At 72.0% G+C, this 23,772-nt stretch carries 27 protein-coding genes; 16 read left to right on the top strand and 11 right to left on the bottom strand.

What is annotated here, in order from left to right:
* Positions 1-39 precede the first annotated feature (39 nt).
* A complete protein-coding gene (locus HJC40_RS05465) occupies positions 40-522 on the top strand; it encodes a nucleoside deaminase (RefSeq protein WP_249998626.1) in 483 nt (160 codons plus the stop codon).
* Positions 523-574: 52 nt separating this feature from the next.
* Positions 575-2,047 carry a sulfatase gene (locus HJC40_RS05460; RefSeq protein WP_249998625.1) on the top strand — a complete coding sequence of 491 codons (1,473 nt, stop codon included), beginning with the start codon at positions 575-577 and terminating at the stop codon, positions 2,045-2,047.
* A 52-nt stretch (positions 2,048-2,099) separates the two neighbouring features.
* Here the strand turns inward: HJC40_RS05460 and HJC40_RS05455 are convergent, their stop codons facing one another.
* Positions 2,100-2,852, bottom strand: coding sequence for a ZIP family metal transporter (locus HJC40_RS05455; protein ID WP_249998624.1), 753 nt, complete (start codon positions 2,850-2,852; stop codon positions 2,100-2,102).
* 247 nt (positions 2,853-3,099) lie between these two features.
* Here HJC40_RS05455 and HJC40_RS05450 point away from each other — a divergent pair, with 247 nt between their 5' ends.
* The 3 genes from HJC40_RS05450 to HJC40_RS05440 all read left to right on the top strand — a co-directional run bounded on the left by HJC40_RS05450 (position 3,100) and on the right by HJC40_RS05440 (position 5,798).
* On the top strand, positions 3,100-4,491 hold the full coding sequence (locus tag HJC40_RS05450) for a glycoside hydrolase family 76 protein (RefSeq protein ID WP_249998623.1): 1,392 nt from the start codon (positions 3,100-3,102) through the stop codon (positions 4,489-4,491).
* Between the two features lie 63 nt (positions 4,492-4,554).
* On the top strand, positions 4,555-5,124 hold the full coding sequence (locus HJC40_RS05445; RefSeq protein ID WP_249998622.1) for a pyridoxamine 5'-phosphate oxidase family protein: 570 nt from the start codon (positions 4,555-4,557) through the stop codon (positions 5,122-5,124).
* Between the two features lie 155 nt (positions 5,125-5,279).
* On the top strand, positions 5,280-5,798 hold the full coding sequence (locus tag HJC40_RS05440) for a hypothetical protein (protein ID WP_249998621.1): 519 nt from the start codon (positions 5,280-5,282) through the stop codon (positions 5,796-5,798).
* A gap of 53 nt (positions 5,799-5,851) precedes the next feature.
* On the opposite strand, the gene HJC40_RS05435 is transcribed toward HJC40_RS05440, so the two are convergent.
* Positions 5,852-6,238 carry a helix-turn-helix domain-containing protein gene (locus HJC40_RS05435; protein WP_249998620.1) on the bottom strand — a complete coding sequence of 129 codons (387 nt, stop codon included), beginning with the start codon at positions 6,236-6,238 and terminating at the stop codon, positions 5,852-5,854.
* 144 nt (positions 6,239-6,382) lie between these two features.
* On the opposite strand from HJC40_RS05435, the gene HJC40_RS05430 reads away from it, so the two are divergent.
* Positions 6,383-6,859 carry a nuclear transport factor 2 family protein gene (locus HJC40_RS05430; protein WP_249998619.1) on the top strand — a complete coding sequence of 159 codons (477 nt, stop codon included), beginning with the start codon at positions 6,383-6,385 and terminating at the stop codon, positions 6,857-6,859.
* A 40-nt stretch (positions 6,860-6,899) separates the two neighbouring features.
* Here HJC40_RS05430 and HJC40_RS05425 read toward each other — a convergent pair whose 3' ends face one another.
* Entirely contained in the window at positions 6,900-7,070 is a 171-nt protein-coding gene (locus HJC40_RS05425; RefSeq protein ID WP_249998618.1) for a hypothetical protein, read from the bottom strand.
* Positions 7,071-7,168: 98 nt separating this feature from the next.
* Entirely contained in the window at positions 7,169-7,639 is a 471-nt protein-coding gene (locus HJC40_RS05420; RefSeq protein WP_249998617.1) for a DUF6098 family protein, read from the bottom strand.
* Positions 7,640-7,802: 163 nt separating this feature from the next.
* Between HJC40_RS05420 and HJC40_RS05415 the strand changes: the two genes are divergently transcribed.
* Positions 7,803-9,266 (top strand): aminotransferase class I/II-fold pyridoxal phosphate-dependent enzyme, encoded by a 1,464-nt coding sequence (locus tag HJC40_RS05415; RefSeq protein ID WP_249998616.1) that lies wholly within the window; start codon positions 7,803-7,805, stop codon positions 9,264-9,266.
* Positions 9,267-9,387: 121 nt separating this feature from the next.
* The gene (locus HJC40_RS05410) at positions 9,388-10,527 is read left to right on the top strand and encodes a glutamate--cysteine ligase (protein WP_249998615.1); all 1,140 of its coding nucleotides are present in this window, start codon (positions 9,388-9,390) and stop codon (positions 10,525-10,527) included.
* A gap of 14 nt (positions 10,528-10,541) precedes the next feature.
* Here HJC40_RS05410 and hflX read toward each other — a convergent pair whose 3' ends face one another.
* The 3 genes from hflX to HJC40_RS05395 form a co-directional block, all read right to left on the bottom strand.
* Positions 10,542-11,723 (bottom strand): GTPase HflX, encoded by a 1,182-nt coding sequence (hflX, locus tag HJC40_RS05405; RefSeq protein ID WP_249998614.1) that lies wholly within the window; start codon positions 11,721-11,723, stop codon positions 10,542-10,544.
* A gap of 53 nt (positions 11,724-11,776) precedes the next feature.
* Positions 11,777-12,736, bottom strand: a complete 960-nt coding sequence (locus HJC40_RS05400; RefSeq protein WP_249998613.1) for a YhjD/YihY/BrkB family envelope integrity protein — start codon at positions 12,734-12,736, stop codon at positions 11,777-11,779.
* A 75-nt stretch (positions 12,737-12,811) separates the two neighbouring features.
* Positions 12,812-13,195: a PPOX class F420-dependent oxidoreductase gene (locus tag HJC40_RS05395; RefSeq protein WP_249998612.1), complete on the bottom strand. Its 384-nt coding sequence runs from the start codon at positions 13,193-13,195 to the stop codon at positions 12,812-12,814.
* A gap of 102 nt (positions 13,196-13,297) precedes the next feature.
* Here HJC40_RS05395 and HJC40_RS05390 point away from each other — a divergent pair, with 102 nt between their 5' ends.
* Together HJC40_RS05390 and HJC40_RS05385 are read left to right on the top strand one after the other, a co-directional pair.
* On the top strand, positions 13,298-13,750 hold the full coding sequence (locus HJC40_RS05390) for a helix-turn-helix domain-containing protein (protein WP_249998611.1): 453 nt from the start codon (positions 13,298-13,300) through the stop codon (positions 13,748-13,750).
* A 62-nt stretch (positions 13,751-13,812) separates the two neighbouring features.
* Entirely contained in the window at positions 13,813-15,327 is a 1,515-nt protein-coding gene (locus tag HJC40_RS05385; protein ID WP_284042709.1) for an FAD-dependent oxidoreductase, read from the top strand.
* A 37-nt stretch (positions 15,328-15,364) separates the two neighbouring features.
* Here the strand turns inward: HJC40_RS05385 and HJC40_RS05380 are convergent, their stop codons facing one another.
* Positions 15,365-16,411: an acyl-CoA dehydrogenase family protein gene (locus HJC40_RS05380; RefSeq protein ID WP_249998610.1), complete on the bottom strand. Its 1,047-nt coding sequence runs from the start codon at positions 16,409-16,411 to the stop codon at positions 15,365-15,367.
* Between the two features lie 34 nt (positions 16,412-16,445).
* Here HJC40_RS05380 and HJC40_RS05375 point away from each other — a divergent pair, with 34 nt between their 5' ends.
* The gene (locus HJC40_RS05375) at positions 16,446-17,423 is read left to right on the top strand and encodes an AraC family transcriptional regulator (protein ID WP_284042708.1); all 978 of its coding nucleotides are present in this window, start codon (positions 16,446-16,448) and stop codon (positions 17,421-17,423) included.
* Positions 17,424-17,444: 21 nt separating this feature from the next.
* Positions 17,445-18,401 carry a LysR family transcriptional regulator gene (locus HJC40_RS05370; protein ID WP_249998608.1) on the top strand — a complete coding sequence of 319 codons (957 nt, stop codon included), beginning with the start codon at positions 17,445-17,447 and terminating at the stop codon, positions 18,399-18,401.
* Here the strand turns inward: HJC40_RS05370 and HJC40_RS05365 are convergent.
* Together HJC40_RS05365 and HJC40_RS05360 are read right to left on the bottom strand one after the other, a co-directional pair.
* A complete protein-coding gene (locus tag HJC40_RS05365; protein WP_249998607.1) occupies positions 18,347-18,694 on the bottom strand; it encodes a putative quinol monooxygenase in 348 nt (115 codons plus the stop codon). The genes HJC40_RS05370 and HJC40_RS05365 overlap by 55 nt on opposite strands.
* A gap of 112 nt (positions 18,695-18,806) precedes the next feature.
* A complete protein-coding gene (locus tag HJC40_RS05360) occupies positions 18,807-19,622 on the bottom strand; it encodes an SDR family NAD(P)-dependent oxidoreductase (RefSeq protein WP_249998606.1) in 816 nt (271 codons plus the stop codon).
* A 62-nt stretch (positions 19,623-19,684) separates the two neighbouring features.
* Here HJC40_RS05360 and HJC40_RS05355 point away from each other — a divergent pair, with 62 nt between their 5' ends.
* The 3 genes from HJC40_RS05355 (at position 19,685) to HJC40_RS05345 (ending at position 22,400) form a co-directional block, all read left to right on the top strand.
* Entirely contained in the window at positions 19,685-20,464 is a 780-nt protein-coding gene (locus HJC40_RS05355) for a helix-turn-helix transcriptional regulator (RefSeq protein WP_249998605.1), read from the top strand.
* 181 nt (positions 20,465-20,645) lie between these two features.
* Positions 20,646-21,524 carry an alpha/beta fold hydrolase gene (locus tag HJC40_RS05350; RefSeq protein ID WP_249998604.1) on the top strand — a complete coding sequence of 293 codons (879 nt, stop codon included), beginning with the start codon at positions 20,646-20,648 and terminating at the stop codon, positions 21,522-21,524.
* Between the two features lie 54 nt (positions 21,525-21,578).
* On the top strand, positions 21,579-22,400 hold the full coding sequence (locus HJC40_RS05345) for a helix-turn-helix domain-containing protein (protein ID WP_249998603.1): 822 nt from the start codon (positions 21,579-21,581) through the stop codon (positions 22,398-22,400).
* Position 22,401: 1 nt separating this feature from the next.
* On the opposite strand, the gene HJC40_RS05340 is transcribed toward HJC40_RS05345, so the two are convergent.
* Positions 22,402-22,785 carry an antibiotic biosynthesis monooxygenase gene (locus tag HJC40_RS05340; protein ID WP_249998602.1) on the bottom strand — a complete coding sequence of 128 codons (384 nt, stop codon included), beginning with the start codon at positions 22,783-22,785 and terminating at the stop codon, positions 22,402-22,404.
* Positions 22,786-22,865: 80 nt separating this feature from the next.
* Here HJC40_RS05340 and HJC40_RS05335 point away from each other — a divergent pair, with 80 nt between their 5' ends.
* Entirely contained in the window at positions 22,866-23,750 is an 885-nt protein-coding gene (locus HJC40_RS05335) for an AraC family transcriptional regulator (protein WP_249998601.1), read from the top strand.
* The last annotated feature ends 22 nt before the right edge of the window (positions 23,751-23,772 follow it).

The following is a 23,772-nucleotide window of genomic DNA, read 5'->3' as shown; positions in this document are numbered from 1 at the left end:
CTCCCGGGATCGCCGCTCGCCGGCCGATCGGAGGGCTGCGTGACAAGCGAACACCTGAGCCGGTGCGTCGAACTGGCGGCGGAGGCCCTGGCGGCCGGCGACCATCCCTTCGGGTCGGTGCTGGCCGGACCGGACGGCGCGGTGCTGGCCGAGGACCGCAACCGCGAGGTCACCGACGCCGACCCGACCGCGCATCCGGAGCTGGCGCTGGCCCGGTGGGCTGCCGCGAACCTGCCGGCCGACGTCCGCGCCGCGTGCACGGTCTACACCTCCGGGGAGCACTGCCCGATGTGCGCGGCCGCGCACGGCTGGGTCGGTCTGGGGCCGATCGTGTACGCCGGGTCGGCCGTCCAGCTGGCGGCCTGGCGCTCCGGATGGGGACAGCCGGCGTCGCCGGTGGCGGTGCTGCCGATCACGGCCGTGGTTCCCGGGCTGAGCGTCACCGGTCCGGTCGCGCCGTTCGACGAGCAGATGCGAGTGCTGCACGAGCAGGCGGCCCGCCGGGCGCCGGACTTTACGTGATCCGTACGGGCGGCTGACGTTCACCGATCCCGGCGCCTCTAGCGTCCGGGTCATGACTTCGCTCCGGCGTGCCACCGCAGTGCTTTCCGCCCTGACCGTCGTCGTCGGATCGTCCGCGTGCGATCCCAGCCCGTCCGGCCCCCGCTCCACCGGCTCCGGACCCGACCGGCCGAACGTGGTGTTCGTGCTGACCGACGACCTGTCGATGAACCTCGTGCCGTTCATGCCGCACGTCCAGGCACTGGCCAGGAAGGGCACCTCGTTCACCAACTACACAGTGACCGATTCGCTGTGCTGCCCGTCGCGGTCCTCCATCTTCACCGGCCGATACCCGCACAACACCGGGATCTTCACCAACGGCGGCAAGGACGGCGGGTTCACCACGTTCAAGGAACGCGGCGAGGAGAAGTCGACCTTCGCCACCTCGCTGCAGCAGGCCGGCTACCGGACGGCGATGATGGGCAAGTATCTCAACGAGTATCTGCCCAAGGACAAGTACGTGCCGCCCGGCTGGACCGAGTGGGACGTGGCCGGCAACGCCTACGGCCAGTACAACTACGACCTGCTGGAGAACGACCGGATCGAGCATTACGGCAAGGCGCCGGAGGACTACCTGACCACAGTCGTCGGCGGCAAGGCCTCGGCGTTCATCACAGACGCGGTGGCCGCCGAGAGCCCCTTCCTGATCGAGGTGGCCACGTTCACGCCGCACGGCCCGTTCACGCCGGCGCCGGTCGACAAGGACAAGTTCCCCGGGCTGACCGCACCCCGGGGGCCGGCCTTCGACAAGCTGCCCACCAACCCGCCGGCCTATCTGGCCGGACGCCAGCCGCTGACTGCGCAGGAGCAGAAGACGATCGACATGAACTTCCGCAAGCGGGCCCAGGCCGTGCAGTCGGTGGACCGGATGATCGGCTCGATCCAGGACACGCTCGAGAAGACCGGCGCCGCCGACGACACGGTCATCGTGTTCAGCTCGGACAACGGGTTCCACATGGGCGAATACCGGATGACTCCGGGTAAGCAGACGGCGTTCGACACCGACGTCAACGTGCCGCTCATCGTGGCCGGCCCCGGCGTCGGCGCCGGAAAGACGGTCACCGCGCCGGTCGAGAACGTCGATCTGCGGCCGACCTTCGAGGACCAGGCCGGCACGACGACGCCGTCCGAGGTGGACGGCCGCAGCCTGACGCCGCTGTTGCGCACCGGCTCCGGGGCGGGGTGGCGGACGACGTCGCTGATCGAGCACCACGGCCCCAACACCGATCGGAACGACCCCGATCGGCCGGGGAAGAACGGCGGCAATCCGGCGACCTACGAGGCGATCCGGACCGAGACGTACACCTACGTCGAATACGCGGACGGGACGAAGGAGTACTACAACCGGGCGGCCGACCCGGACATGCTGGACAGCGTCGCCGGAACGTTGTCGCCGGACACCCGTACGAAGCTGGCGTCGGTGGTGCGGGCCCTGAGTTCGTGCCAGGGCCAGGCCCAGTGCCGGACGGCGGCCGGCGGCCACTGACCACCTGCCCCCTTCCCGGTGGCCGAGCGCGGTGGCCGGGGCCGGGCTGTCGTCACTCGGCCTGCGAGAGGGCGAACGCGGTGAGGAAGCCGGCCACCGTGATCAGCCCGATGAGCAGGTGGGCGTTCTCGAACGCCTCCGGGATCATCGTGTCGGCGACCATGGCCAGGATCGCCCCGCCGGCCAGGGCCGTGATGCCGGCCAGGACGGCGGCCGGCACACCACCCAGCAGGGCGTATCCGGCCCAGGAGGCGATGCCGCTGAGCACGGCGATGCCGGTCCACAGGCCGAACACGTAAGCTTTGGACCGGCCCGCGTGGCGCATGCCGGCCGCGCTGGCCAGGCCCTCGGGCACGTTGCTGAGGAAGACGGCCGCCACGGTGACCACGCTGACCGTGCCGCCGCCGAGCAGGCTCGTGCCGATCACGATCGACTCGGGGACGCCGTCGAGCAGGGCGCCCAGCGCCAGCGCCAGCCCGGATCCCTGCTGCTCGCTCTCCGAGGGTTGCTGGTCGCCGGAGCGCTTGCGATGCCGGGCGCCGCGCCGGGCGAGCAGGACGTTGCAGCCGGTGTAGAGGGCGGCCCCGGCGACCGCGCCCAGGGCCGTCGGCCAGAGCCCGGCCTGGGCGTCGGCCTCGGCGAACAACTCGAAGGCGACCGCCGACAACAGCACCCCGGCGCCGAAGGCCATCACCGACGCGATCGCCTTGCCGGGGATCCGCGCGAGGTAGCCGAGCGCGGCCCCGACGAGCAACGCCGACCCGGCCAGCAGTCCCCAGCCACCCGCCTGCAGCCATCCCGCCATGGCGACGCGGTTGCCCCGGGCGCCGGACTCCAAACGGCCCGACGCTCCATCATCGACGGTGACGAGGGACGCGCGACCACCCCAGCAATTGATGGAAATAAATGGCTGACGCCTTCTCGGCCGACCCCGGAGGGCGCACAATCGCCTGACCGGCGGTGGGCCGGGTCAGCATTCTGGTGGGCGGGGGAAAGCCATGTCGGTTCGCCGGAGCGGCAGGGCGTTCGGTGCGGCCGGGACTGTCGCCGCGATGGCGGTCGCGATGCTGGTGCCGGCCGAGCCGGGTTCGGCCGCCGCCGCCGTGGTGTGCAACCGATACTGCGATGGGCGCGACGCCGGCCTGGCCGAGGGCGACCGCACGCCGGTCCGGAGCACGCTGTACGGGCGTACCTTCACGTTGCACGTCGACGACGCCGGCTCGATGGGCTGGGCCTCGGTCGCGGGCGGCCGGGCCGATGACGAGGTGTGGCTGGACAGGTCGTTCGACGGCGGGCGCACCTGGGCGGGCAGCCCGCTCGGCCGGACCGCCGTGCCGGCCGGCGCGAGCGACACCCGTACACCGATGGCCAACGTCGACGACTGGGCGAGCCGGGGCGTCGGCGCGCTGCGGGCGTGCGGCAAGGCCGGCGACCGGCCCGAGATCGCGTGCACGGCGTGGGCCCGCAGCACCTGGAACGCGGCGAGCCGGAGCACCGCGGCCGCCACCGCGCTGATGATGCGTTACGACCAGGGCACCGGACTGTTCGAGGGCGGCTGGTGGACCAGCGCCAACGCGCTCACCGCGCTGATCGACAATATCCGGGTCTCGAAGATGGCCAGCTACCAGTACGCGATCGCGAACACGTACGACAAGCAGATCGCCGGCCGGCAGGGGCAGTTCCGCAACGAATACCTGGACGACACCGGATGGTGGGGACTGGCCTGGGTCGCCGCCTACGACCTCACCGGCGACGCCCGCTATCTCGCCACCGCCCGGGCCGACGCCGAGCACATGCACGCCTACTGGGACAGCCGGTGCGGCGGCGGCATCTGGTGGAGGACCGACCGGCAGACCAAGGTGGCCATCGCCAACAGCCTCTACATCCAGCTGAACGCCGAGCTGGCCCGGCGCATCCCGGGGGACACCGTCCACCGCGACCGGGCCCGCGCCGGCTGGGCCTGGTTCGAGGGCACCGGCATGATCAGCGCAAGCGGCCTGGTGATCGACCGGATCGACCTGAACACCTGCCGCGGCGCCAGCGGACCGCTCACCTACAACTCCGGAGTCCTGATCAACGCGCTCGTCCAGCTGAACAGGGTCACCGGCGACACCGGGGCGCTCACCACGGCGCGGCGGATCGGTGACGCGTCGAGCACGCACTCCGCCCTGAACAGCGGCGGCATCCTGCGCGAGCCGGGCGAGGGCGAGAGCTGCCAGGGTGACCAGCCGTCGTGGAAGGGCGCCTACGCCCGCGGGCTGGGCGTGCTCAACAGCGTGGCCGGCGGGGCGTACGGCACGTACCTGAGACGCCAGGCCGACTCCGCGTACGCCGCCAACCGCAACAGCCTCGACGAGTACGGCATCCACTGGGCCGGGCCGTTCGTCGGCAGCGCCCACGCCTGTCAGCACGCCGCCCTGGACCTCCTGAACACCGTCGCCTGAGGCCGCGCCCGCGTGCTGGGAAACCGGTTTCCTGGCCTTGCGCCGGCCGGGCAGGATCGGGGCATGAAGCTGCATGAGCGGATCGACGGGCGGCTCCGGGACTTCATCGAGGCCCAGCCGATGTTCTTCGTGGCCACCGCGCCGAGCGGGCCGGACGGGCACGTGAACGTCTCGCCCAAGGGCATGGGCGGCACGTTCGCCGTCCTGGGCGAGCATCGGGTGGCCTACCTCGACTATCACGGCAGTGGGGCCGAGACGACGGCCCACCTGAGTGAGAACGGGCGGATCACCCTGATGTTCTGCGCCTTCCAGGGCCCGCCGAACATCGTCCGGTTGCACGGCCGGGGCCGGGCGGTGCCGGTCGACGCGCCCGAGCACGCCGAGCTGCGGCGCCTGTTCCCCACCCCGCCGGACACCCACGGCGTACGGTCGGTGATCGACGTCGCGGTCGAGCGGGTCAGCGACTCGTGCGGCTACGCGGTGCCGCTCATGTCCTACGAAGGAGATCGTGACCTGCTGATCCGGGCCCACGAGCGACGCAGCGACGCCGACCTGACGGAATACCGGCGGGTCAAGAACGGCGTCAGCATCGACGGCCGGCCGATCTTCGCCGACGCCGCGCCGGAGGGCTGACCTTCCACCCGTACGGGTGACAGGCGGCCCCACGGCCAGGCTCGTTACCGGTTCGTCGCGATCGCTCGGCTCCCACCAGCGGCGATCGGCCGGCGACCGATAGGATGGCCGGACCGTCCGAGACGAGACACATCGCACAGACCGGGGATGTCGCCATGAAGAAGTCCATCATCGCCTGGTCTGTCGCCATCGGTTTCTCGGCCATCACGGCGGCGGCCTCCGGTGGAGTGGCCTCGGCCGACGACCACGTGATCCCGGTGACGGCCCCGGCCGCAGCGCAGGCCCCGGCCCCCGTGAAGGCCCCGGCCGCTACCGCGATCGGCGCCCAGGACGCTCGGCTGAAGTACGAGCAGGCCGGGTCGGTCGTGACCATCACCCGGAACGCCGCGCCGGTGGCCACGGTCACGCTCACCTCGGCCGACTACTCCGCCCGGTCGGCCAAGGTCGTCCTGTCCGTCGCGGCCGCCCGCCCGTTCACCGTGGACCCCAGGATGTTCACCCTGTACGACGCCCAGGGCTGGGAGAACGACCCCGTGCAGGCCAAGCCCGTCCGGTTCGAGACCGGCAAGGGCACGCTCACCCTGACCTTCACCGGGACGCCCGCGCGCCCCGAGGCCCTGGGCTGGGTGCCCCTCGACGGCGAGGCCGCCGTCGCCGTCTGGGAACGCGCCTGACCGCAGCACAGAGCTCCTGACCCCGGTCCGCCGGGATCAGCCGGGCCGATCTCTCACCGGCCGGGTCGGCCGGCCTCGCCCAGGTGGTCCTGGGCCCAGCGCGTCAGCTCGGCCAGGGCCGGGCGGATGGCCGCGCCGCGCTCGGTCAGCTGGTAACGCACCCGGATGGGCCGGTCGTCGATCACCGTACGGGTGGCCAGACCGAGGTCGACCAGCTCGACGAGACGCTCGTTGAGGATCCGGTCGTTGATGCCGGGGATGCCGCGCTTGAGGTCGCTGAAATAGACCGGGCCCTGCATGAGCGTGCTCCACACCACCCCGGTCCAGCGCTTGCCGAGCAACGTCATGACCTGCGACAAGGGTTCGCTCAACGTCTCACACACGCCGTCGCCGGATTCCGGGCCGGGCTCGGCGAACAGTGACGGGGAAGCGCTTGACACGACGATCAACCCCACTTACTTTTTCTAAGTAGCAGACAGATTGTTTGCTACTGACGTTCGCTCACCATGATGCCACACCGGGCCGCCTCCGCCGCGCCACCCGGTGATGTCGTCGTGGGCGGACCACCCCGGAAGGCATCAACCATGAGCACCGACAGCCTTGCAGCCCGCATCCAGCGAATCGAGGACCGCAACGCCATCATCGACCTCGTCATCGCCTACGCCGTGGCCATCGACCAGGCCGATTGGCCGGCCTTCGCCTCGACCATGACCGACCCGGTCCACATCGACTTCTCCGAGGCCGGTCTGCCGGCGGCCGACTTCCCGCGCGACCAGTTCGTCGGGTTCGCGTCGGGCGCGCTGGAGACCTGGACCGCGCGACAGCACATCAGCCCGAACCATCGGGTGGTCTTCGACGAGACCGACCCGGACAAGGCGACCTGCTACTCGTACATGTACGCCCAGCACTACAAGAAAGACGCCCCGGGCGGCGACTTCTATCTGATGCGCGGCTCGTACGACCACCAGCTGGCGCGCACCGCGGACGGCTGGAAGATCACCAGCCTCACGCAGCACATCAGCTGGCTCGAGGGCAATCCGAACGCGTCGGTCCCGGCGTGAAGCAGTCCGGCGGCCCGGGGGAACCCGGGCCGCCGGCTCCTCAGGACTTGCCGCCCCTCGGCGTGTCCTCCTTGCTGCGCTCCTTGTGCGTGTGGTGATCGATCTGCTTGGAGGCCCCGGTCGACACCCCCGCCTCACTGGCGCTCTGTCCGTGCCGCTTGGCGTCGCGCACCGCGGCCCGGGCCTCGTCCTGGTTCACGTTCTTCGACATGGCGTCCTTCCTCGGCCGACCGGCGGCCCAGCGCCACCGGAGCATCTGCGCGTACCCACGGAAGCGCTCCTCATCCACCCGAAGGGAGACCGCGCGGGTCAGCGGTTGTTGAGATGGCGGGCCCGGTCGAGCGGGCCCCAGGCGTCGCCGTTCTGCTCCCGGACGAGCGCCTCGGCCATGACCGCGTCGGCGACCCACGCGACCGGCCGCCGGCACCGCACCAGCGGCTCGTTGTCCGGGCCGCGACCGCAGCTCTCCCCCACCAGCACCCAGGGACGGGCGCCGTTCTCGTACAGGTGGCGGTAGTCGTACAGACGACGGGCGGCCCAGAGCCGGCGCGACCGGTCACCCCACCAGCCCTCGACCGCCAGCGGGTTGGCCGACAAGCCGGGCAGCCGGATCCCGGTCAGCGTGTCCCGGCTCGAACCGCCGGGGTCCTGGGCCAGATCCACCGCCGGCCCCAGCGACCAGCGCAGGAACAGCTCGCCGTCGGCGGGCCGTTCGTCCACCAGACGGGTCAGCTCGGACAGGTCGGTGATCGTGGGAGGCGTGTCGGGCTGATCGGACATGACTGGGCGTGTTCCCACCGTCCGGGCTCTCATTCGCGGACCCGATGACCGGCACCGAAGGGGACGAAGCCCCGTCGGGACATGACGTGCCGGCCGCGGGGTACGCGGCCCGGCACGGGACCAAGGGGAATCGCGATCGGTGGCCGATCGGAAAGGACGACCGATGATGGACCACTCTCGGGCACCTGTGCTGGAGGCCTTGCAGGAGTTCCGGCGCCGCGGCGACGTCGTCTACGGCCCGCCCGGGCACAAACAGGGCCGCGGCGCCGACCCCCGGGTGGTCGACGTCGTCGGCGCGGGGGTGTTCGCCTCGGACGTGCTGTCGCTCAACGGCCTCGACGACCGGCGCCAGTCCCAGGGCGTGCTGGAGCAGGCACAGGAGCTGATGGCTGACGCGGTCAACGCGGATACGACGTTCTTCTCGACCTGTGGGAGCTCCCTTTCGGTCAAGACCGCGATGATCTCGGTGGCTGGGCCGGGCGAGAAGCTGCTGGTCTCGCGCAACGCCCACAAGTCGGTCGTCGCCGGACTGATCATCAGTGGTATCCGGCCGGTCTGGGTCCATCCGCACTTCGATCCGGACTGGCAGCTGGCACACCCGCCCGAGCCCGTTGACGTCGAGCAGGCCCTGCGCGCGAACCCGGACGCCAAGGGGATGCTGTTGATCAGTCCGACCGACTGGGGTTCCTGCGCCGACATCGCCGGCGTCGCCGAGGTCTGTCACCGCTACGACGTACCGCTGATCGTCGACGAGGCGTGGGGCGCGCATCTGCCCTTCCACTCCGGCCTGCCGGCCTGGGGCATGAACGCCGGGGCCGACCTGGTCGTCACCAGCGTGCACAAGATGGGTGGCGCGATCGAGCAGTCGTCGGTGTTCCACCTGCGCGGTGATCGGGTCGACCCGGCGGTGCTCAAGGACCGGGAGGACCTGCTCGGCACCACCAGCTCGTCGTCGCTGATCTACGCCACCCTGGACGGGTGGCGCCGGCACATGGTCGAGCGGGGTGAAGAGCTGCTGGGCGCGGCGCTGGCCCGGGCGGGACGGATCCGTACCGCCCTCGCCGAGGTGCCGGGCCTCAGGCTCATGGACGCGGACGTCATCGGCCCCGGCGGCGCCGCCGAGCTCGACCCGCTGCACCTGACCGTCGACGTGCGCGGCCTGGGCATCAGCGGTTATCAGGCCGCCGAGTGGCTGCGGGCCACGTGTCAGGTCGACATCGGCTCGGCCGACAGCTGTCACCTCGGCGCACAGCTCACCCACGCCGACGACGACGCCACCGAGAAGCGGCTGGTCGACGCCCTTCGCCGCCTGGTCGACGAGCACGACAGCATCGAACGGCCACCGCCCGTGGAGCTGCCCGAGCCGCGCGCGCTGGAGCTGGAGACCGCGATGCTGCCTCGTGACGCGTTCTTCGGCCGTACCGAGCAGGTGCCCGCCGAGCAGGCCGCCGGACGCATCGCCGCGGAGATGGCCAGCCCGTACCCGCCCGGCGTCCCGGTGTTCACGCCGGGCGAGGTCATCACCGCGGACACGATCGACTATCTGACCTCGGGAGTGCGGGCGGGGATGCTCGTGCCCGACGTCGCCGATCCGTCCCTGAAGACGATCCGCGTGGTCGCCACCTGAGACGGCTCGGGACGAGGAGGCAGTTAGCCCCGATTGCGAGGTTTTCGGGGTGGGTGCCGGGGTAAGCGTCGCCGTTTTGCCGGGACCGGCCCGCTGTCCCGCACGCAGAAGGAGACGCCCGATGACATCCGCGATTCTCGGCGCCGGCACCCCGATCGGCGCCGGCCCGGGCGCCCTGACGATCGGGGTCGAGGAGGAGTTCCTGCTGCTCGACCCCGACACCGGCGCCAACCGGCCCGTCGCCGGCGAGGTCGTGGCCGCGCTCCCGGACGGGATGCGGGCGCAGGGCCGGCTGGAGGTCCGGCGCAGCATGGTCGAGATGGTCACCGGAGTCTGCACCGAGCTTCCCGACCTGCGGAGTCAGCTGGTCAGCCTGCGCCGGGCCGCCGCCGGGGCCGCGGACGACCTCGGCGTACGGCTGGTCGCGCTCGGAGCCACCCCGGTCGGCGAAAGCGATCCCTCGGTGCCGGATCAGCCCCGGTACCGGGCCATCGCCGACCGGTTCGGGCCCGTCGCCGGCGACCCCGCCGTGTGCGGCCTGCATGTCCACGTCGGTATCCCCGACCGCGAGCTCGCCGTGCAGGTCAGCAACCACCTGCAGGTGTGGCTGCCGGTCATCCGGGCGCTCACCGGCAACTCACCGCTGTTCAACGGGGCCGACACGGGTCACGCCAGCTGGCGGTCGGTGCAACTGTTGCGCTGGCCCGGAGTCGCACCCACCCCGTGGTTCGACTCCGCCGCCGACTACGACCGCACGGTCGCCGATCTCGTCGTCTCCGGCGTGCTGCTCGATCCGGCGATGGTCTATTGGTACGCCCGGCTGTCACCCACCTATCCCACCGTCGAGATCCGGGTCAACGACGTCTGCACCGACGTCGACGACACCGTCCTGGCCGCCGCGCTGGTCCGCGCGGCCGTGGCCACCGCGCTCACCGACATCGCGGCCGGCCGCCCGGCCGCCCGGGTCCGCGACTGCGTGCTCGCCGGCGCCCACTGGCGCGCCGCCCGCGACGGTCTCACCCACACCCTGATCGACCTGCGCCTCGGCCAGGCCCGGCCCGCCTGGGACCTGGTCAACGAGTTCTTCGCCACGGTCAGCCCGGCCCTGCTGCACACCGGCGACCTCGACCTGGTCGTGAACGGGCTCGCCCGGCTCCGCGAACGCGGCGACGGCGCCACCCGGCAACGCGAGACCTACCGCCGCACCGGGCACCTGCGGGCCGTACTGGACGATGTGGCCGCCCGGACCACGCAGGGCTGATCGTCCGGGCCGGCTCACGACGCGTTGAGCTCGGCCCTCCCGGCGACCGCCCGCAGGTGGCCGGCCAAAGCCTCCCGCAGATCGCTGATCCCGGCGCCGGTCAGAGCCGAGACCTGCAACGCGTCCGGGTACGACCGCCGCAGCGCGGCCACCGTCTCGGGCGACGCCACATCGATCTTGTTCAGGACCAGCACCTCGGGCACCTGCTCCGCGCCGATCTCCCGCAGCACGCCGCGGACGGTGGTGATCTGGTCGAGCGCATCGGCCGCCGACGCGTCGACGACATGCAGCGCCAGGTCGGCCCGGGTGACCTCGTCCAGGGTCGCCCGGAACGCCTCGATGAGCTGGTGCGGCAGGTTGCGGACGAAGCCCACCGTGTCGGTGAGCGTGAAGGTCAGCCCGTCGACGGTCACCTTCCGGACGGTCGGGTCGAGCGTGGCGAACAGGACGTCCTCGGTCAGCACGCCGGCCCCGGAGAGCCGGTTCAGCAAGGCCGACTTGCCGGCGTTGGTGTAGCCGGTGATCGCCACCGAGGGAACCTGGTTGCGGGTACGACGACGCTGGGTGCGTTCGCGCCGCCGGCCCAGCTCGGCGGCCCGCTCGCGCAGCCCGGCCGCCCGCCGGCGCAACCGGCGGCGCTGAACCTCCAGGCGCATCTCACCGGGACCACGGACGCCCATGCCGGCCCCGCCGACCACCCGGCCACCACCGACCCGGGACATGGTGCGCCCGGCGCCCTGCAACCGCGGCAACTGGTACGCGATCTGGGCCAGCTCCACCTGCAGCCGACCCTCGCTGGTCCGGGCGTGCTCGGCGAAGATGTCGAGGATCAGCGCCGTACGGTCGACCACCGGCACCCCGACCTCGTCGCGCAGGTTCCGCGCCTGTCCCGGGCTGAGCTCGCCGTCGGCGATCACCACGTCGGCGTCGCACCGCTCGACCGTGGCGGCCAGTTCCCCGACCTTGCCCGAGCCGACGTAGGTGGCCGGGTCGGGCCGGTCACGGCCCTGCACCAGGGTGCCGGCCACGGTCAGTCCGTCCGTGTCGGCCAGCCGCTCCAGCTCCCGCAGCGAGGTCGGCGTACCGGGGGCGCCGTCGTCGGTGCGGTCGTCCTGGACGACGGCGAGCAACACCGCGCGCGGCGGTGCGTCCCGGGTGTGCCGGTCTTCCGATCCCAGCAGCCACGAGCCGGCCATGACGTCCTCCGTTCGTCGTCGTGTGCGCGCCCGCCTACCCCCGCCGGACGGGCCTATGCCGGATCGTTGCGGCTGTCATCGCCGGCCGCCGCGTGGAAGTGCTGATCGGGGCCGGCTGGGGTCACGTCCTTGCCGCCTTCGCCGGTGAGGTCGGCCGGACGGCCTGCGGTGCTCGTCGCGGTCAGGGCGGCGGCGAAGAGCACCAGCTGATTGATCGCGTTGAGGAACACCAGCAGCCCGGCCGACCCGGCGACCAGCTGGTAGGTGGGGTTGGCCTCGGTCGCGTGCACGTACCAGCGGCCGAGGGTCTTGAGCAGCTCCAGGCCGACACCGACCAGCAACGCCGGCGCCACGACCCGGCGCGCCGGCATCCGCAACCGGGGCAGGCCGGTCAGCATGCCGGCGGCCAGCACCGCGTTCACCCCGATGCCGAGCAGGAGCCCGACGGCCGACAGCAGCCACCGCGACGGGGTGGCGCCGGGGTGCGCGGCGTCGACGACCCGGTTGGCGATCTCGGTCGTGGCGTAGGCCACGGCCAGCGAGGCGGCCAGCACGGCCCCGAGCCCGGCCAGCACGAGCAGGTCGACCAGCACGCGCACGACGAGGCGGCCGGGGTATTCCGGCACCTCCCAGATCTTGCGGATCGAGGAGCGCACCGCGTCGATCCAGAACCACCCGGCGATCGGCAGGCCGAGGAAGGCGACGATGCCCGCGGTGTTCCGGGCGGTGCGCAGCGTCTGCACGTCGACGTTGGGCACGTTGTCCGCCGTGTAGCGCTGCACCGAACCCAGCACCGCCGGATTGTCCAGGACGGGGCCGAAGACGGCGAAGGCCAGCAGACCGACCGAGAAGGTGGCGAAGAACGCGTAGTACGTCACGGCGGCGGCGAGCCGGCCACCGTCGGCCTGGTCGTACCGCAGAGCCGCCCGGACAAGGTGGTCGAGCCAGCCGACCCGCTGCCGGAGCCGCCGCCAGGCGTCCGCCCACGACCGTACGAAACCCCGACCCGTCACGCCGGCGGAGTTACCCACCTCCGGGGCTCGCTACGCAGCCGACCGGTCATCGACGGCGATCGGGACGGGGTGGCTTCATCCCACGCCGACGGTCTGCCGTCCGGGCTCCACGACCGCGACGACGCGCTCCTCCCCGCGGGGATACGGCCGGCCGGTGTACTTGACCGCGATCCGGTCGATGATCGGCCACGCGGCGTCCCCTTCGAGCCACTCGACGACCCGGCCGCGGACGACGATCGGCTCGTACGGGTTGTCCTCGGCCACCAGAGAGAGCGCCACTCGCGGGTCCTGCCGCAGGTTGCGCGCCTTGCGCGATTGCGGACCGGTGAGGAAGACGATGTGCTCGTCCTGCGTGCCGATCCAGAGCGGGACGGTGTGCGGTGAACCGTCCGGACGGACGGTGGCGAGGTGGGCCAGCGCGGTGCTGTCGAGCACGCGGCGTACGTCGGGACGGATCATCGGTGGCTCCTCGAACGTCGGTCGGGTCCGGTGTCGCGCTTCTCGCCGGAACCGTAACAGCGTGAGTTCCCTGAGGGAACCCTGATTGGGTAGTCTTCCCCCATGCAACGCACTCAGTTCGGCGACATGGCGTGCTCGATCGCGCGCACGCTCGACGTCTTCGGCGAGCCGTGGACTCCCCTGGTCCTGCGCGACGTCTGGGCCGGGCTCACCCGGTTCGACCAGATCCAGGCCGACCTGGGCATCTCCCGCAAAGTCCTGACCGAGCGCCTGAACCACCTGGTCGGCCAGGGAGTGCTGGAGCGCCGGCCCTACGACCGGCGGCCGCGCTACGAGTACGTGCTGACCGGCAAGGGGACCGAACTCGCCGAGGTGCTGATGGTGATGGCCGCCTGGGGCGACAAGTGGCTGGCCGGCGAGGCGGGGCCGCCCGTCCTGCACCGCCACCACGCCTGCGGCCACGTCAGCCGGGCCGAGCTGCGGTGCGCCCACTGCGGCGAGGCGATGGGCCCCGGCGACATCGACCTGCTGACCGGCCCGGGAGCCGCGGCCTGACCTCGGAGAGCGCGGGGCGGGGGCGAAAGGATTGGATCTTCGGCGGGCGGGAAGATGAGGGCATGAACGCTTCTCGCCGAGCCGGCGCCACCAGCCGCCATGCCCACCGCCTGGTGCGCGTCGACCGATCGCTGCCGCCCACGGTCGACCAGCCCGTGCGGACGGTGGTGATCGGCGGTGGCATCGCCGGGATGTCGGCGGCGCTGCTGCTGGCCGAGCGGGGCGTCAAGGTGACCCTGCTGGAACGTGACGAGCGGCTGGGCGGCCGGCTCTCGGCCTGGCCCAAGAAACTGGCCGACGGGTCGACCCAGATGGTCGACCACGGCTTCCACGCCTTCTTCCGGCAGTACTACAACTGGCGCAACATCCTGCGCCGGGTCGACCCGTCGCTGGCCTTCCTGCGCCCCGCCCCGCACTATCCGGTGGTGTCGCGGGAGTGGCCGGACGAGGACTTCGGCGGTCTGCCCGGCGTCCCGCCGTGGAGCCTGCTCGCGCTGATGGCCCGCTCCCCCAGCCTGCGGACGCGCGAGATGCGCGACGTCGACGGGCCGACGTCGCTGGCCCTGCTGCGGTATTCGCGGGCCGAGACGTACCGGGAGTTCGACTCGATGCCGGCGGCGGAGTTCCTCGACCGGCTGGCCATGCCGGACAGGGCCCGGACGGTGATGTTCGACGTGTTCGCCCACTCGTTCTTCAACCGCGCGACCGAGATGTCGGCGGCTGAAATGATCATGCAGTTCCACTTCTACTTCCTGCGCAACCGCGAGGGCCTGGACTTCGACATACCCGATGACGACTACCAGTCGGCGATCTGGGCGCCGCTGAGCGAGCGTCTGCGGGCGCTCGGCGGCCAGATCCGGACCAGCGCCGGGGTCGACCACATCGAACCGGGCTGGACCGTCGCCCTCACCGGGGGCGAGCAGGTCCCGGCCGAGCACGTCGTCCTCGCGACCGACCCGGCGTCCGCGCGCGCCATCGTCGCCGCCTCCCCGAGCCTGCCGGCCCGGCTGAGGACGGAGATGGACACGGTCGGGACCACCGCGCCGTACGCGGTGAGCCGGGTCTGGACCGACCGGGACGTCGCCGCGGAACGCGCGGTCTTCAGCGGGGTGGCCCGGGAGCCGCTGCTCGACTCGGTGAGCCTGTTCCACCGCATCGAGCGCGGCTCGGCGCAATGGGCCCGGCGCACCGGCGGCGCCGTGGTGGAACTGCACGCGTACGCCGCCGACTCGGACATCGAGGCCGGACCGGCCGCCCGCGACATGTGGTCGGCGATCGCCGGGATCTGGCCCGAGATCCCCACGTTGCGGGCCGTCGACAGCGACAGCCGGATCGGCCGCGACGCCCCGGCGTTCCACGTGGGCAGCGACGCCACCCGCCCGCGCGTGGTCACCGAGGCCGACGGGTTGTTCCTGGCCGGCGACTGGGTCCGCATGCCGTTCCCGTGCGCGCTGATGGAACGCTCGGCCGCCTCGGGCGCCATGGCCGTCAACGCCATCCTGGGCCGGTACGGCGTACGCCCGGTCCAGGTGTATTCGATCCCGCCGCGCGGCCTGCTGGCCGGTCGCCGCCGGTGACACCGGGCCGGCCCGGCAACCGGACGCCTGAGCCGGCCTACTCCACGCCGGAGACCACGCGACCGTAGCCCTCCATCGCCAGGTAGCCGTTGAGGTGGGCGTGCCGGCTGCCCACCGCGACGTCCCGCCAGAAACGCTGCAGCGGGTTGCTCGTGCCGAAGCCGCTCGAGCCGTGCAGGTCGAGCAGGCGTTCCATTGCGGAGCGGCAGTCCCGGGCCGCCTCGGCCAGGTCGAGGTGGAGCCGGCTGTTGTCGGCGGCGGTGAGCTCGGCCCCCGAGTCGGCCTCCGCGGCCACCGCCAGCATCGTGCGTTCGGCCCGCCGGGCCAGCATGGTGGCCTCGGCCAGCCAGTGCCGGGCGCCGGGCGACTCGTTCATCCGGTTGTACGCGGTCATGAACGGCTTGCGGTCCGACGCGAACATCGTGTGGACGACATCCAGCGCCCCGAACGTCGCTCCGACCATCGGGGCCAGCACGCTCAGCCCGAAGAGCTGCATGATCGCACCGGGCGGGAACTGGAACGCGCCCACATTTCCGGCCGGAACCAGGACGTCCTCGGCCACCACGGTGTGACTGCCGGTGCCCCGCATGCCGGCCACCGACCACGTCTGCTCGATCCGCAGGCTGCCCGTGGGGATCTGCACCAGGGAGAAGTCGCCGTCCACCATCGCGGCGAGGCCGGCCCACTCCGCGTCCTCGCAACCCGACACGGTGGCCCAGCGACCGGACACGCGAACTCCGTCGCCCTCCCGCACGCCGGTGCCTCCCGGCTTGCCCGACCCGCAGAAGAGGGCGTCCGGATCGCCGAAGAACTCGGCCCGGGCAGTCTCGTCGAAGTCGACGACAACGGCGGAGAGAACCTTCGCGGTCAGACAGGTGCCCGCTATCCAGGACGTCGACGGACAGGCCCGGCCCATGTCGGTGAGCAGCCGCGAGACCTCCGTGGCACTCGCTCCGGCGCCCCCGTACTCCCGGGGCGTGCCGAGAGCGAACGCGCCCGCCTCACGCGCGGCTCGCAAGCTTTCGGTCGTGGGCCGGCTCTGGTGTTCGGTTCGGTCCGCGTTCGCGGTCAGGGTCTCGATCACGGCCCAACCGAAGCACGACCCCGGACCGGCGCCCATGTCCGGACGACCCGAGCACATACGCGTGCGTGCTAGCTTCGCCCCGGTGGACATGATCTCGGCGATGATCGACAGCCTTCGGGTCGGCCGGGCCAACGGACGCCGGGTCACCGAGACGGGGCCGCGCGGCCTGCGTTTCCCGGCGATGAGCCGGATGGGCTTTCACGTGCTGCTGACCGGTGACGGCTGGCTCCTCACCCACGACGCCGAGCCGGTCGCGCTGCGACCCGGTGATGTGGTGTTCACCGCCGCGGGCGCCGAGCACGGCATCTCCCGCTCCCCCGGCCGGCTCGCCGATCTGCCCGAGGTGGTGATGGCCGACCTGCCGCCCTCGCCCGTACCGGTCGACTTCGAGTTCCTCTGCGCCACCTATCCGATCGACCGCGGCGTGCCGGCCGCCCTGCGGCAGCTGCCCGACGTCGTGGCGTTCACGCCGGACTACCAGCGTCATCCTCAGCTGCCGGGGGTGGTGGAGATGCTGCGCCGGGACTACACCGATCCGGGCGCCGGCTCGGCGGCCCAGCAGGCCGGGCTGATCGACGTGGTGCTGGTCACCATCATGCGGCACCTGCAGGAGAGATACGACGCGTCCGACCGGCCGGTGACCACCGATCCGGGCGTCGCCGAGGCGTTGCGGGCGATGCACGACCGGCCGGACAGGTCGTGGACCGTGGAACAGCTGGGCGGTCTGGCCGGGATGTCCCGGACGACGTTCACCCGCCGGTTCACCGCGGCGACGGGCACGCCTCCGATGGCTTACCTGACCGACTGGCGGCTGCGGTCCGGCGCCCGCCTGCTGCGGCAGCCCGACACCACGGTGGCCTCCGTCGCGCGGCGGGTCGGGTACGCGAACGCCTTCGCTTTCGCGGCCGCTTTCCGCCGCCGGTTCGGCGTCCCGCCCGGCCGTTACCGCGCGGCGAACTCCCCGGCGCCGGCCGGTGGTGCGACGTCGATCACCCGGGCCGGAGGCCGGTGACCCCGTGGCAGACTTGATCGCATGCCGGACGTGGAGCTACGGCACCTGCGCTATTTCCTGGCCGTCGCCGACGAGCGTGGCTTCGGCGCGGCCGCGCAACGGCTGACCGTCACCCAGTCCGCGCTGTCGCGGGCCGTCGCCGGCCTGGGACGCGCCGTCGGGGTCACGCTGCTCGACCGCACACCACGCGGCGTCGCGCCGACCGCGGCGGGCAAGGTGCTGGCCGATCAGGCACGGGACATCCTCCGGCACGTCGAGACCGCTGTCGCCGAGACGCGGCGGGCCGAGCTCGACGAGCCGCCGCTGGCGATCAGTTGCCGCGGCTGCGATCTGGTGACCCTGCATCAGCTGATCCGGGCCCACCAGGCTCAGCACCCCGGCGACCACGCCGAAGCCGTCGAGACGGACTGGTTCCGCCAGCTGGACGATCTGCGCGCCGGGCGTACGCAGATCGCCCTGCTCAGTGGTGAGCTCGAGCACGACGGTCTCGAGTCCGAAGTGCTCGGCGCCTACGAACGTGTGGCGCTGGTGTCCCGCTCGCATCCGCTCGCCGCGCGGCAGGTCGTCGACCGGGCCGAGCTCCTGCCGTACCCGGTCGTGACCTGGGCCGGCAACAGCCCGACCGAACGGGCGTACTGGCTGGGCGCCGAAGGCGTCAGCGACCAGGTCGTCGCCGGGCCGGAGGTCAACGACGGGCAGAAACTGTTAGGTCAGGTCCGCCTGGGCACGGCGACAGCGTTCCTGCCCCGGCCGTACGTGGAACACAACGGGATCCCGTCGGATGTCGCCGTGCTCAGCGTCCGAGGGCTGGCTCCGGCCAGGGTGCGGCTCGTCTGGCGGGCGGACGAGACCTCGCTCGCGGTGGCCCGTTTCGTTGGCAGTGCGGCCACCACGCAGGCCGCCGCTCAGCTGTCCGCGGTGTCTCAGGACGAGACGTCGACCGGCCGCAGCAGTTCCACGACCCGCGGCACGGCGTAGGCGTCCTCGCTGATCTTCAGGTATTTCTGGAAGTAATCCTTGGCCAGGATCTCGTCGCGATACTCCACGAGGTCGCGCCAGCCCTCGGAGAGGATGAAGACGTTGGGGTCGCGGGTCAGCTCGCCGACCTCGAGATAGCTGCACCCGGCCTCGGCCCGGGCGTGCGGGAGGACGTCCCGCAGGGCGGCGACGAACTCGTCCCGGCGTTCCGGCCGGATCGTCAGCGTGTTGTTCATGTACAGCGGAATGCCGCGTTCCTGAATCGTCCAGAGTTCACTGGGGTCGGTAATCATGGATCAACCGTGCCGCCGGCAGAATCGCGCGACGAGTCGATTCGGTCATGGCCGCCATGCAGCGAACTCATGGGCCGGGCCCGGTCCCCGATGAGACGCCGGGCTGCCGGCCTCACGACTCCGCGGCCTGCTCGGCCAGCCAGCGCCACTCCGCCCAGGTGGCGAGCCGCTCGCGGTACAACTTCTCGGCGACCGGGTACGGATACGGGCCGACGAACAGGCGCAGCGGCGGGTTCCCGGCGTCCACCAGCTGGAGGATGACCGTGGCGGTGAGGGCGGGATCGGTCGGCGCGCGGACGGCGGCACCGGCCCGGCGCGCTTCGCGGACCGGCTCGTACGCCGCGATCGGCTCGGTGTGCCGCGCGGAGTCGCCGGACCAGTCGGTGCCGTAGGGGCCCGGCTCCACGATCGTCACCCGGGGCCCGAGCGGGGCGAGTTCCGCGGCCAGCGCCTCGCTCAACCCTTCCAGCGCCCACTTCGAGGCGTTGTACAACCCGAGCGTGGGGAAGGCGCCGATACCGCCGATGCTCGACACCTGGAGGAGGTGCCCGCTGCCCTGCCGGCGCAGGATCGGCAGGACGGCCTGGGTCACCCACAACGCGCCGAAGAAGTTCGTCTCCAGCTGCGCGCGGGCCTGCGCCTCGGTGGTCTCCTCGACCATGCCGAAAAGCCCGTACCCGGCGTTGTTGATCACGACGTCGAGCCGGCCGAACGTCTGCTCGGCCCGGGCCACCGCCGCGAACACGGCCGGGCGGTCGGTCACGTCGAGGACGAGCGGGAGAACCCGGTTCCCGTACGCCTCGGTCAGGTCTTCGAAGGTGTCGGGACGGCGCGCCGTCACGGCGACCCGGTCGCCCCGCTCGAGAGCGGCCTGAGCCCAGACGCGGCCGAAGCCGCGCGACGCACCGGTGATAAACCATGTCTTCATGACCCGACCGTCTCGCGCCGCGGGCCCGGCAACCAGCACCCTGCCAGGGCTACGCTGGCGCGGTGGGCGACAACCTGCTCGGTGACTTCCTCAAGGCCCGCCGGGCCCGGGTCCGGGCGGACGAGGCCGGGGTGACCTCGTACGGGCGACGCCGCGTGCCCGGTCTGCGCCGTGACGAGCTGGCCGGGCTGGCCGGGGTCAGCGTCCACTACCTGACCCGGCTCGAGCAGGGCATCGACCGGAACCCGTCCGGCCAGGTGGTGGCCGCGCTAGCCGCCGCGCTCCGGCTCGACCGGGACGAGACGGCTCACCTGCGCTCGCTGGCCTTCCCGGCCCCGTCCGGTGGCGGGCCGGGCGACGTCGGCGAGGATGTGCGGCAGCTCCTTGATTCGTGGAGCCATCCGGCGTACGTCCGGGACCGTCGTTTCGACGTGCTGGCGGCCAACAAGGCGGGCCAGATGTTGTCCGCCCTCTACCGGCCGGGCCAGAACCTGGTGCGCGGCATCTTCCGGACCGCCGAGGCCCGGACGCTCTTCCCGGACTGGGCCGACGTCGCCGGGCAGACCGCGTCCGCGCTGCGCGCCGAGGCCGACCAGCGCGACCCGGCGACCCGGGCGCTGATCGAGTCGATGCGGGCCGACAGCGGCTTCCGCGCCCTCTGGGACGACAACGACGTCCACCGGATGAGCAACGAGATCAAACACTTCGATCACCCGTCCGCCGGCCCGCTGTCGCTCCGCCGGCAGGCGCTGACCATCGCCGGCGCCGACGGCCTCGTGATCATCACCTATCAGGCCGAGCCCGGGTCCCCGTCCGCGCTCGCCCTCAGCCGTCTGGTGTGACGGACCGGACCGGACGGTGCCCTCCGGTCGGCTCCCGGGAAACCCGGGCATCACCGCCGGCTTGCAGGAGGTCGTCGTCGCCTACGCGAACGGTCCGGTGGTGCCGACCGGCGGCGCTGGCCGCCCGTCGTCACCGGCGCTGCTCATCGGATGCTCATCGGCGCTCGGCACAGTGGTCGTCATGAGCACAACGATCGACAATTTCCGGTACGAGTGGATCGAGGTCGCCGACGGCGTGCACCTCAACGTGGCCGTCGGCGGCACGGGCAGCCCCGTCGTCCTGCTGCACGGCTTCCCGGAGACCCACCTGATGTGGCGCCACGTCGCTGCCGCCCTGGCCGAGAACCACACCGTGATCTGCCCGGACCTGCGCGGCTACGGCGCCAGCTCCAAGCCGCCGGCGAGCGACGCGGCCACGTACGCGAAACGCACCATGGCCGACGACATCGTCGCGCTGGCCGCCCAGCTCGGCTTCGAACGCTTCGCCCTGGTGGGTCACGACCGGGGCGCGCTCGTGGCGTTCCGCGCCGGCCTCGACCACCCGGACGTGATCACCCACCTGGCCTGCCTGGACGTCGTTCCCACGCTGGACACCTGGAAGGTGCTCAACGGCGTCTCGGCCGCGGTCGCCTTCCACCTGTACCTGATGGCCCAGCCGCCGAACCTGCCCGAGACGATGATCAGCAACAGCGCGGACGCGTTCTTCGGCTACTTCCTGGACGCCTGGGGAACCGGCCCGGCCTCGATCCCGGCCGACGTGCGCGCGGAGTACCTGCGGGCCAGTGCCGCCGCCGTCCCCTCGATCGTGGCCGACTACCGCGCCTCGGCCGGTATCGACATCGACCATGACCAGGCCGACCTCGACGCCGGACGCCGGCTCACCATGCCGGTGACGGTCATCCAGCAGGACTGGGGCGCCCAGCTCGGCTACGACGCCTCGGCCGTCTGGCGTGCCTGGGCCCCCGACCTGGACCATCACCTGGTCACGGCCGGTCACTTCATGGCCGAGTCGGCGCCGAAGGAGATCACCGGCTTGCTGCGGGAGCTCCTCGCGCGCTGAGCCGCTCCGGTCGAGCCGGCCGTCCCCGTCCCGGGCCGTCGCTACCATCCACATATGGCCGACGATCTGCTCGCGGGATACCTCCGGGCCCGCCGGGCCCGGCTCCGCCCCGGCGACGTCGGACTGCCCGGGGGAGCCGGCCGGCGGCGGGTGACCGGGCTCCGGCGCGAGGAGGTCGCCCTGCTGGCCGGCATCAGCGCCGACTACTACCTGCGCCTGGAGCAGGGACGCGGCGGAACACCGTCGCACCAGGTCCTGCAGGCCCTGGCCCGGGCGCTGCGGCTGGACGACGCGGCCACCGCGTACCTGACCAGCCTGGCCGCCCCCGCGGCGAGCGAGGACACGGCGACGCCGGCGACCGGCGAACACGTGCCGCCCAGCGTCGAGAACCTGGTCCGGCTGCTGCCCCTGCCGGCCTTCGTGACCGGCCGGAACTTCGACGTCCTCACGGCCAACCGGGGCGCTTCGCTCATCTCGCCCGAGCTCAGCACCGGGAAGAACCGGCTGCGCTCGTTCTTCCTGGTCGGCTCCGAGAAGGACCTCTACCGTGACTGGCCGGCGACCGCCGCACGGTTCGTCGCGGTCGTGCGGGACACGGTCGGCCGGGGCGCGGCCCGCCCCGACTTCCTGGAGCTGGTCGCCGAGCTGTCGGAGCGCAGCGCGGTCTTCCGTCAGTTGTGGGACCGGCACGACGTCGTCACCCGGGACACCGAGCTGGCCCTGCTGCGGCATCCCGTCGCCGGGCCGCTGCGGTTGCACCTGGAACGGCTGACCATCGCCGGGATGCCCGAACAGGCCCTGGTGATCTATCACCCCACGGCCGGCTCGGACGACGCCCGGCGCCTCGCCGACCTCCTCGGCCCCGCGGGATCGTGACCTAGGTTCCGGCCGGTTCCGAGGCCGGGAAGGGCCGGGCGATCTCGCGGAAGCGGCGGTACCGGCTGACGACCGGACTGTCGTACGCGTCCCAGAACGCCTGGCTGAGCCGGCCGACCACCATGATGTCGAGCAGTTCGGTGGCCGCCGCCCAGTCCGCCTGGCCCTCCGCGGTGACGTGCAGGTGACGGTAGATGGCGTCCTCGTCGGCGTACCGTTCGTGCTGGAGAACGGTGCCGTCGGCCTGCATGTAGATGTGGTACTCGAGGACGTACGGCTCCTCCGCCTCGGTGACGCCGACCACCTTATCGAGGTATTGCTCGAAACGGTCCTGCTCGCCGTCCTTGATGCGGTACCGGAAAATGAGATCAACCTGCTGTGTCATTGCTGCACACCCTTCTGACGTGCTTGTTTCTCACGACGCTACGGCGGGACGACCTCACGATCATGGGGCAGACTGGTCGCATGATTGCCCGATCCGATCCCGCCGACGCGCTCGACGATCTGTGCGCCCTGGTCGAACGGCACGCGACCGGCTTCGGGACTCCGACCGGTGTGGCCCGGCAGGCGCTGGTGAGCGTGGACGACAACGCGGCGGCCCTGGACGTGCGCTACGTGCCGATGGTGTGTTTCGTCGCGCGCGGCGCCAAGAGCCTTCTGGCCGGTGACAAGGCCCTGAGCGTGCACCGGGGCGAGGTGTTCGTCGGTCTGGTCGACGCGCCGGTCTCGGCGGTGTTCGACGCCCCGTACCGGGCGGCCACGCTGGTGCTCGACGAGCAGATCGTGGCCGACCTGGTGCTGGAAGCGAGCGGTGGCCACCGACCGGCTCTGCCCGACCGCGGCGCGTTCACGACCGCGGTGATGGACCGGCGCCTCGTGGACGCCGTCTCGCGGTGGGTGGAGCTCAACGACGAGCCCGATCAGGCCGGCGTGCTGGCGCGACGGGCGGAGGAGGAGATCCTCTACCGGGTGCTCACCGGCCCGCTGGGCGGGTCGCTGGCGGCGGCGATGAGTTCCGGCAAGGTCGCCGCGGTACGCCGGGCGGCCGCCCACCTCGCCGGGAACCTGGCCGGGCCGGTCTCGCTGGCCGAGCTGGCCGCCGTCGCGCACTGCAGTCCGGTCACCCTGGGCAAGCACTTCCGGCGGGTCACCGGCACGAGCCCGATGCGCTTCCACAAACAGCTGAAGTTGCAGCGCGCCCGGCAACTGCTCGCCACCGGCAGCCACACGGCGGCTTCGGCCGCCGCCGCCGTCGGCTATGTGAGCGCCTCGCAGTTCAACCGGGACTACCACCGGCGGTACGGCGCTCCCCCGCTGCAGCACGCACGCATGCTCACGACCGCGGGCTGAAGATCGCCTTCAGGGTCCTGAC

Source organism: Actinoplanes sp. M2I2 (genome assembly GCF_023544445.1).
Classification (GTDB): Bacteria; Actinomycetota; Actinomycetes; order Mycobacteriales; family Micromonosporaceae; genus Actinoplanes.
This window is presented reverse-complemented; position numbering and strand designations above follow the sequence as displayed.

Excerpts from the sequence above, each read along its gene's own strand:
- HJC40_RS05450 (WP_249998623.1), top strand. The coding sequence starts at position 3,100 with ATGGCGGTCGCGATGCTGGTGCCGGCCGAGCCGGGTTCGGCCGCCGCC.
- HJC40_RS05420 (WP_249998617.1), bottom strand. The coding sequence starts at position 7,639 with ATGTCCGATCAGCCCGACACGCCTCCCACGATCACCGACCTGTCCGAG.
- HJC40_RS05390 (WP_249998611.1), top strand. The coding sequence starts at position 13,298 with ATGCAACGCACTCAGTTCGGCGACATGGCGTGCTCGATCGCGCGCACG.
- HJC40_RS05350 (WP_249998604.1), top strand. The coding sequence starts at position 20,646 with ATGAGCACAACGATCGACAATTTCCGGTACGAGTGGATCGAGGTCGCC.
- HJC40_RS05460 (WP_249998625.1), top strand. The coding sequence starts at position 575 with ATGACTTCGCTCCGGCGTGCCACCGCAGTGCTTTCCGCCCTGACCGTC.
- HJC40_RS05395 (WP_249998612.1), bottom strand. The coding sequence starts at position 13,195 with ATGATCCGTCCCGACGTACGCCGCGTGCTCGACAGCACCGCGCTGGCC.
- HJC40_RS05345 (WP_249998603.1), top strand. The coding sequence starts at position 21,579 with ATGGCCGACGATCTGCTCGCGGGATACCTCCGGGCCCGCCGGGCCCGG.
- HJC40_RS05425 (WP_249998618.1), bottom strand. The coding sequence starts at position 7,070 with ATGTCGAAGAACGTGAACCAGGACGAGGCCCGGGCCGCGGTGCGCGAC.
- HJC40_RS05430 (WP_249998619.1), top strand. The coding sequence starts at position 6,383 with ATGAGCACCGACAGCCTTGCAGCCCGCATCCAGCGAATCGAGGACCGC.
- HJC40_RS05360 (WP_249998606.1), bottom strand. The coding sequence starts at position 19,622 with ATGAAGACATGGTTTATCACCGGTGCGTCGCGCGGCTTCGGCCGCGTC.
- HJC40_RS05445 (WP_249998622.1), top strand. The coding sequence starts at position 4,555 with ATGAAGCTGCATGAGCGGATCGACGGGCGGCTCCGGGACTTCATCGAG.
- HJC40_RS05375 (WP_284042708.1), top strand. The coding sequence starts at position 16,446 with ATGTCCGGACGACCCGAGCACATACGCGTGCGTGCTAGCTTCGCCCCG.
- HJC40_RS05365 (WP_249998607.1), bottom strand. The coding sequence starts at position 18,694 with ATGATTACCGACCCCAGTGAACTCTGGACGATTCAGGAACGCGGCATT.
- HJC40_RS05415 (WP_249998616.1), top strand. The coding sequence starts at position 7,803 with ATGATGGACCACTCTCGGGCACCTGTGCTGGAGGCCTTGCAGGAGTTC.
- HJC40_RS05340 (WP_249998602.1), bottom strand. The coding sequence starts at position 22,785 with ATGACACAGCAGGTTGATCTCATTTTCCGGTACCGCATCAAGGACGGC.
- HJC40_RS05335 (WP_249998601.1), top strand. The coding sequence starts at position 22,866 with ATGATTGCCCGATCCGATCCCGCCGACGCGCTCGACGATCTGTGCGCC.
- HJC40_RS05385 (WP_284042709.1), top strand. The coding sequence starts at position 13,813 with ATGAACGCTTCTCGCCGAGCCGGCGCCACCAGCCGCCATGCCCACCGC.
- HJC40_RS05370 (WP_249998608.1), top strand. The coding sequence starts at position 17,445 with ATGCCGGACGTGGAGCTACGGCACCTGCGCTATTTCCTGGCCGTCGCC.
- HJC40_RS05455 (WP_249998624.1), bottom strand. The coding sequence starts at position 2,852 with ATGGCGGGATGGCTGCAGGCGGGTGGCTGGGGACTGCTGGCCGGGTCG.
- hflX (WP_249998614.1), bottom strand. The coding sequence starts at position 11,723 with ATGGCCGGCTCGTGGCTGCTGGGATCGGAAGACCGGCACACCCGGGAC.
- HJC40_RS05410 (WP_249998615.1), top strand. The coding sequence starts at position 9,388 with ATGACATCCGCGATTCTCGGCGCCGGCACCCCGATCGGCGCCGGCCCG.
- HJC40_RS05440 (WP_249998621.1), top strand. The coding sequence starts at position 5,280 with ATGAAGAAGTCCATCATCGCCTGGTCTGTCGCCATCGGTTTCTCGGCC.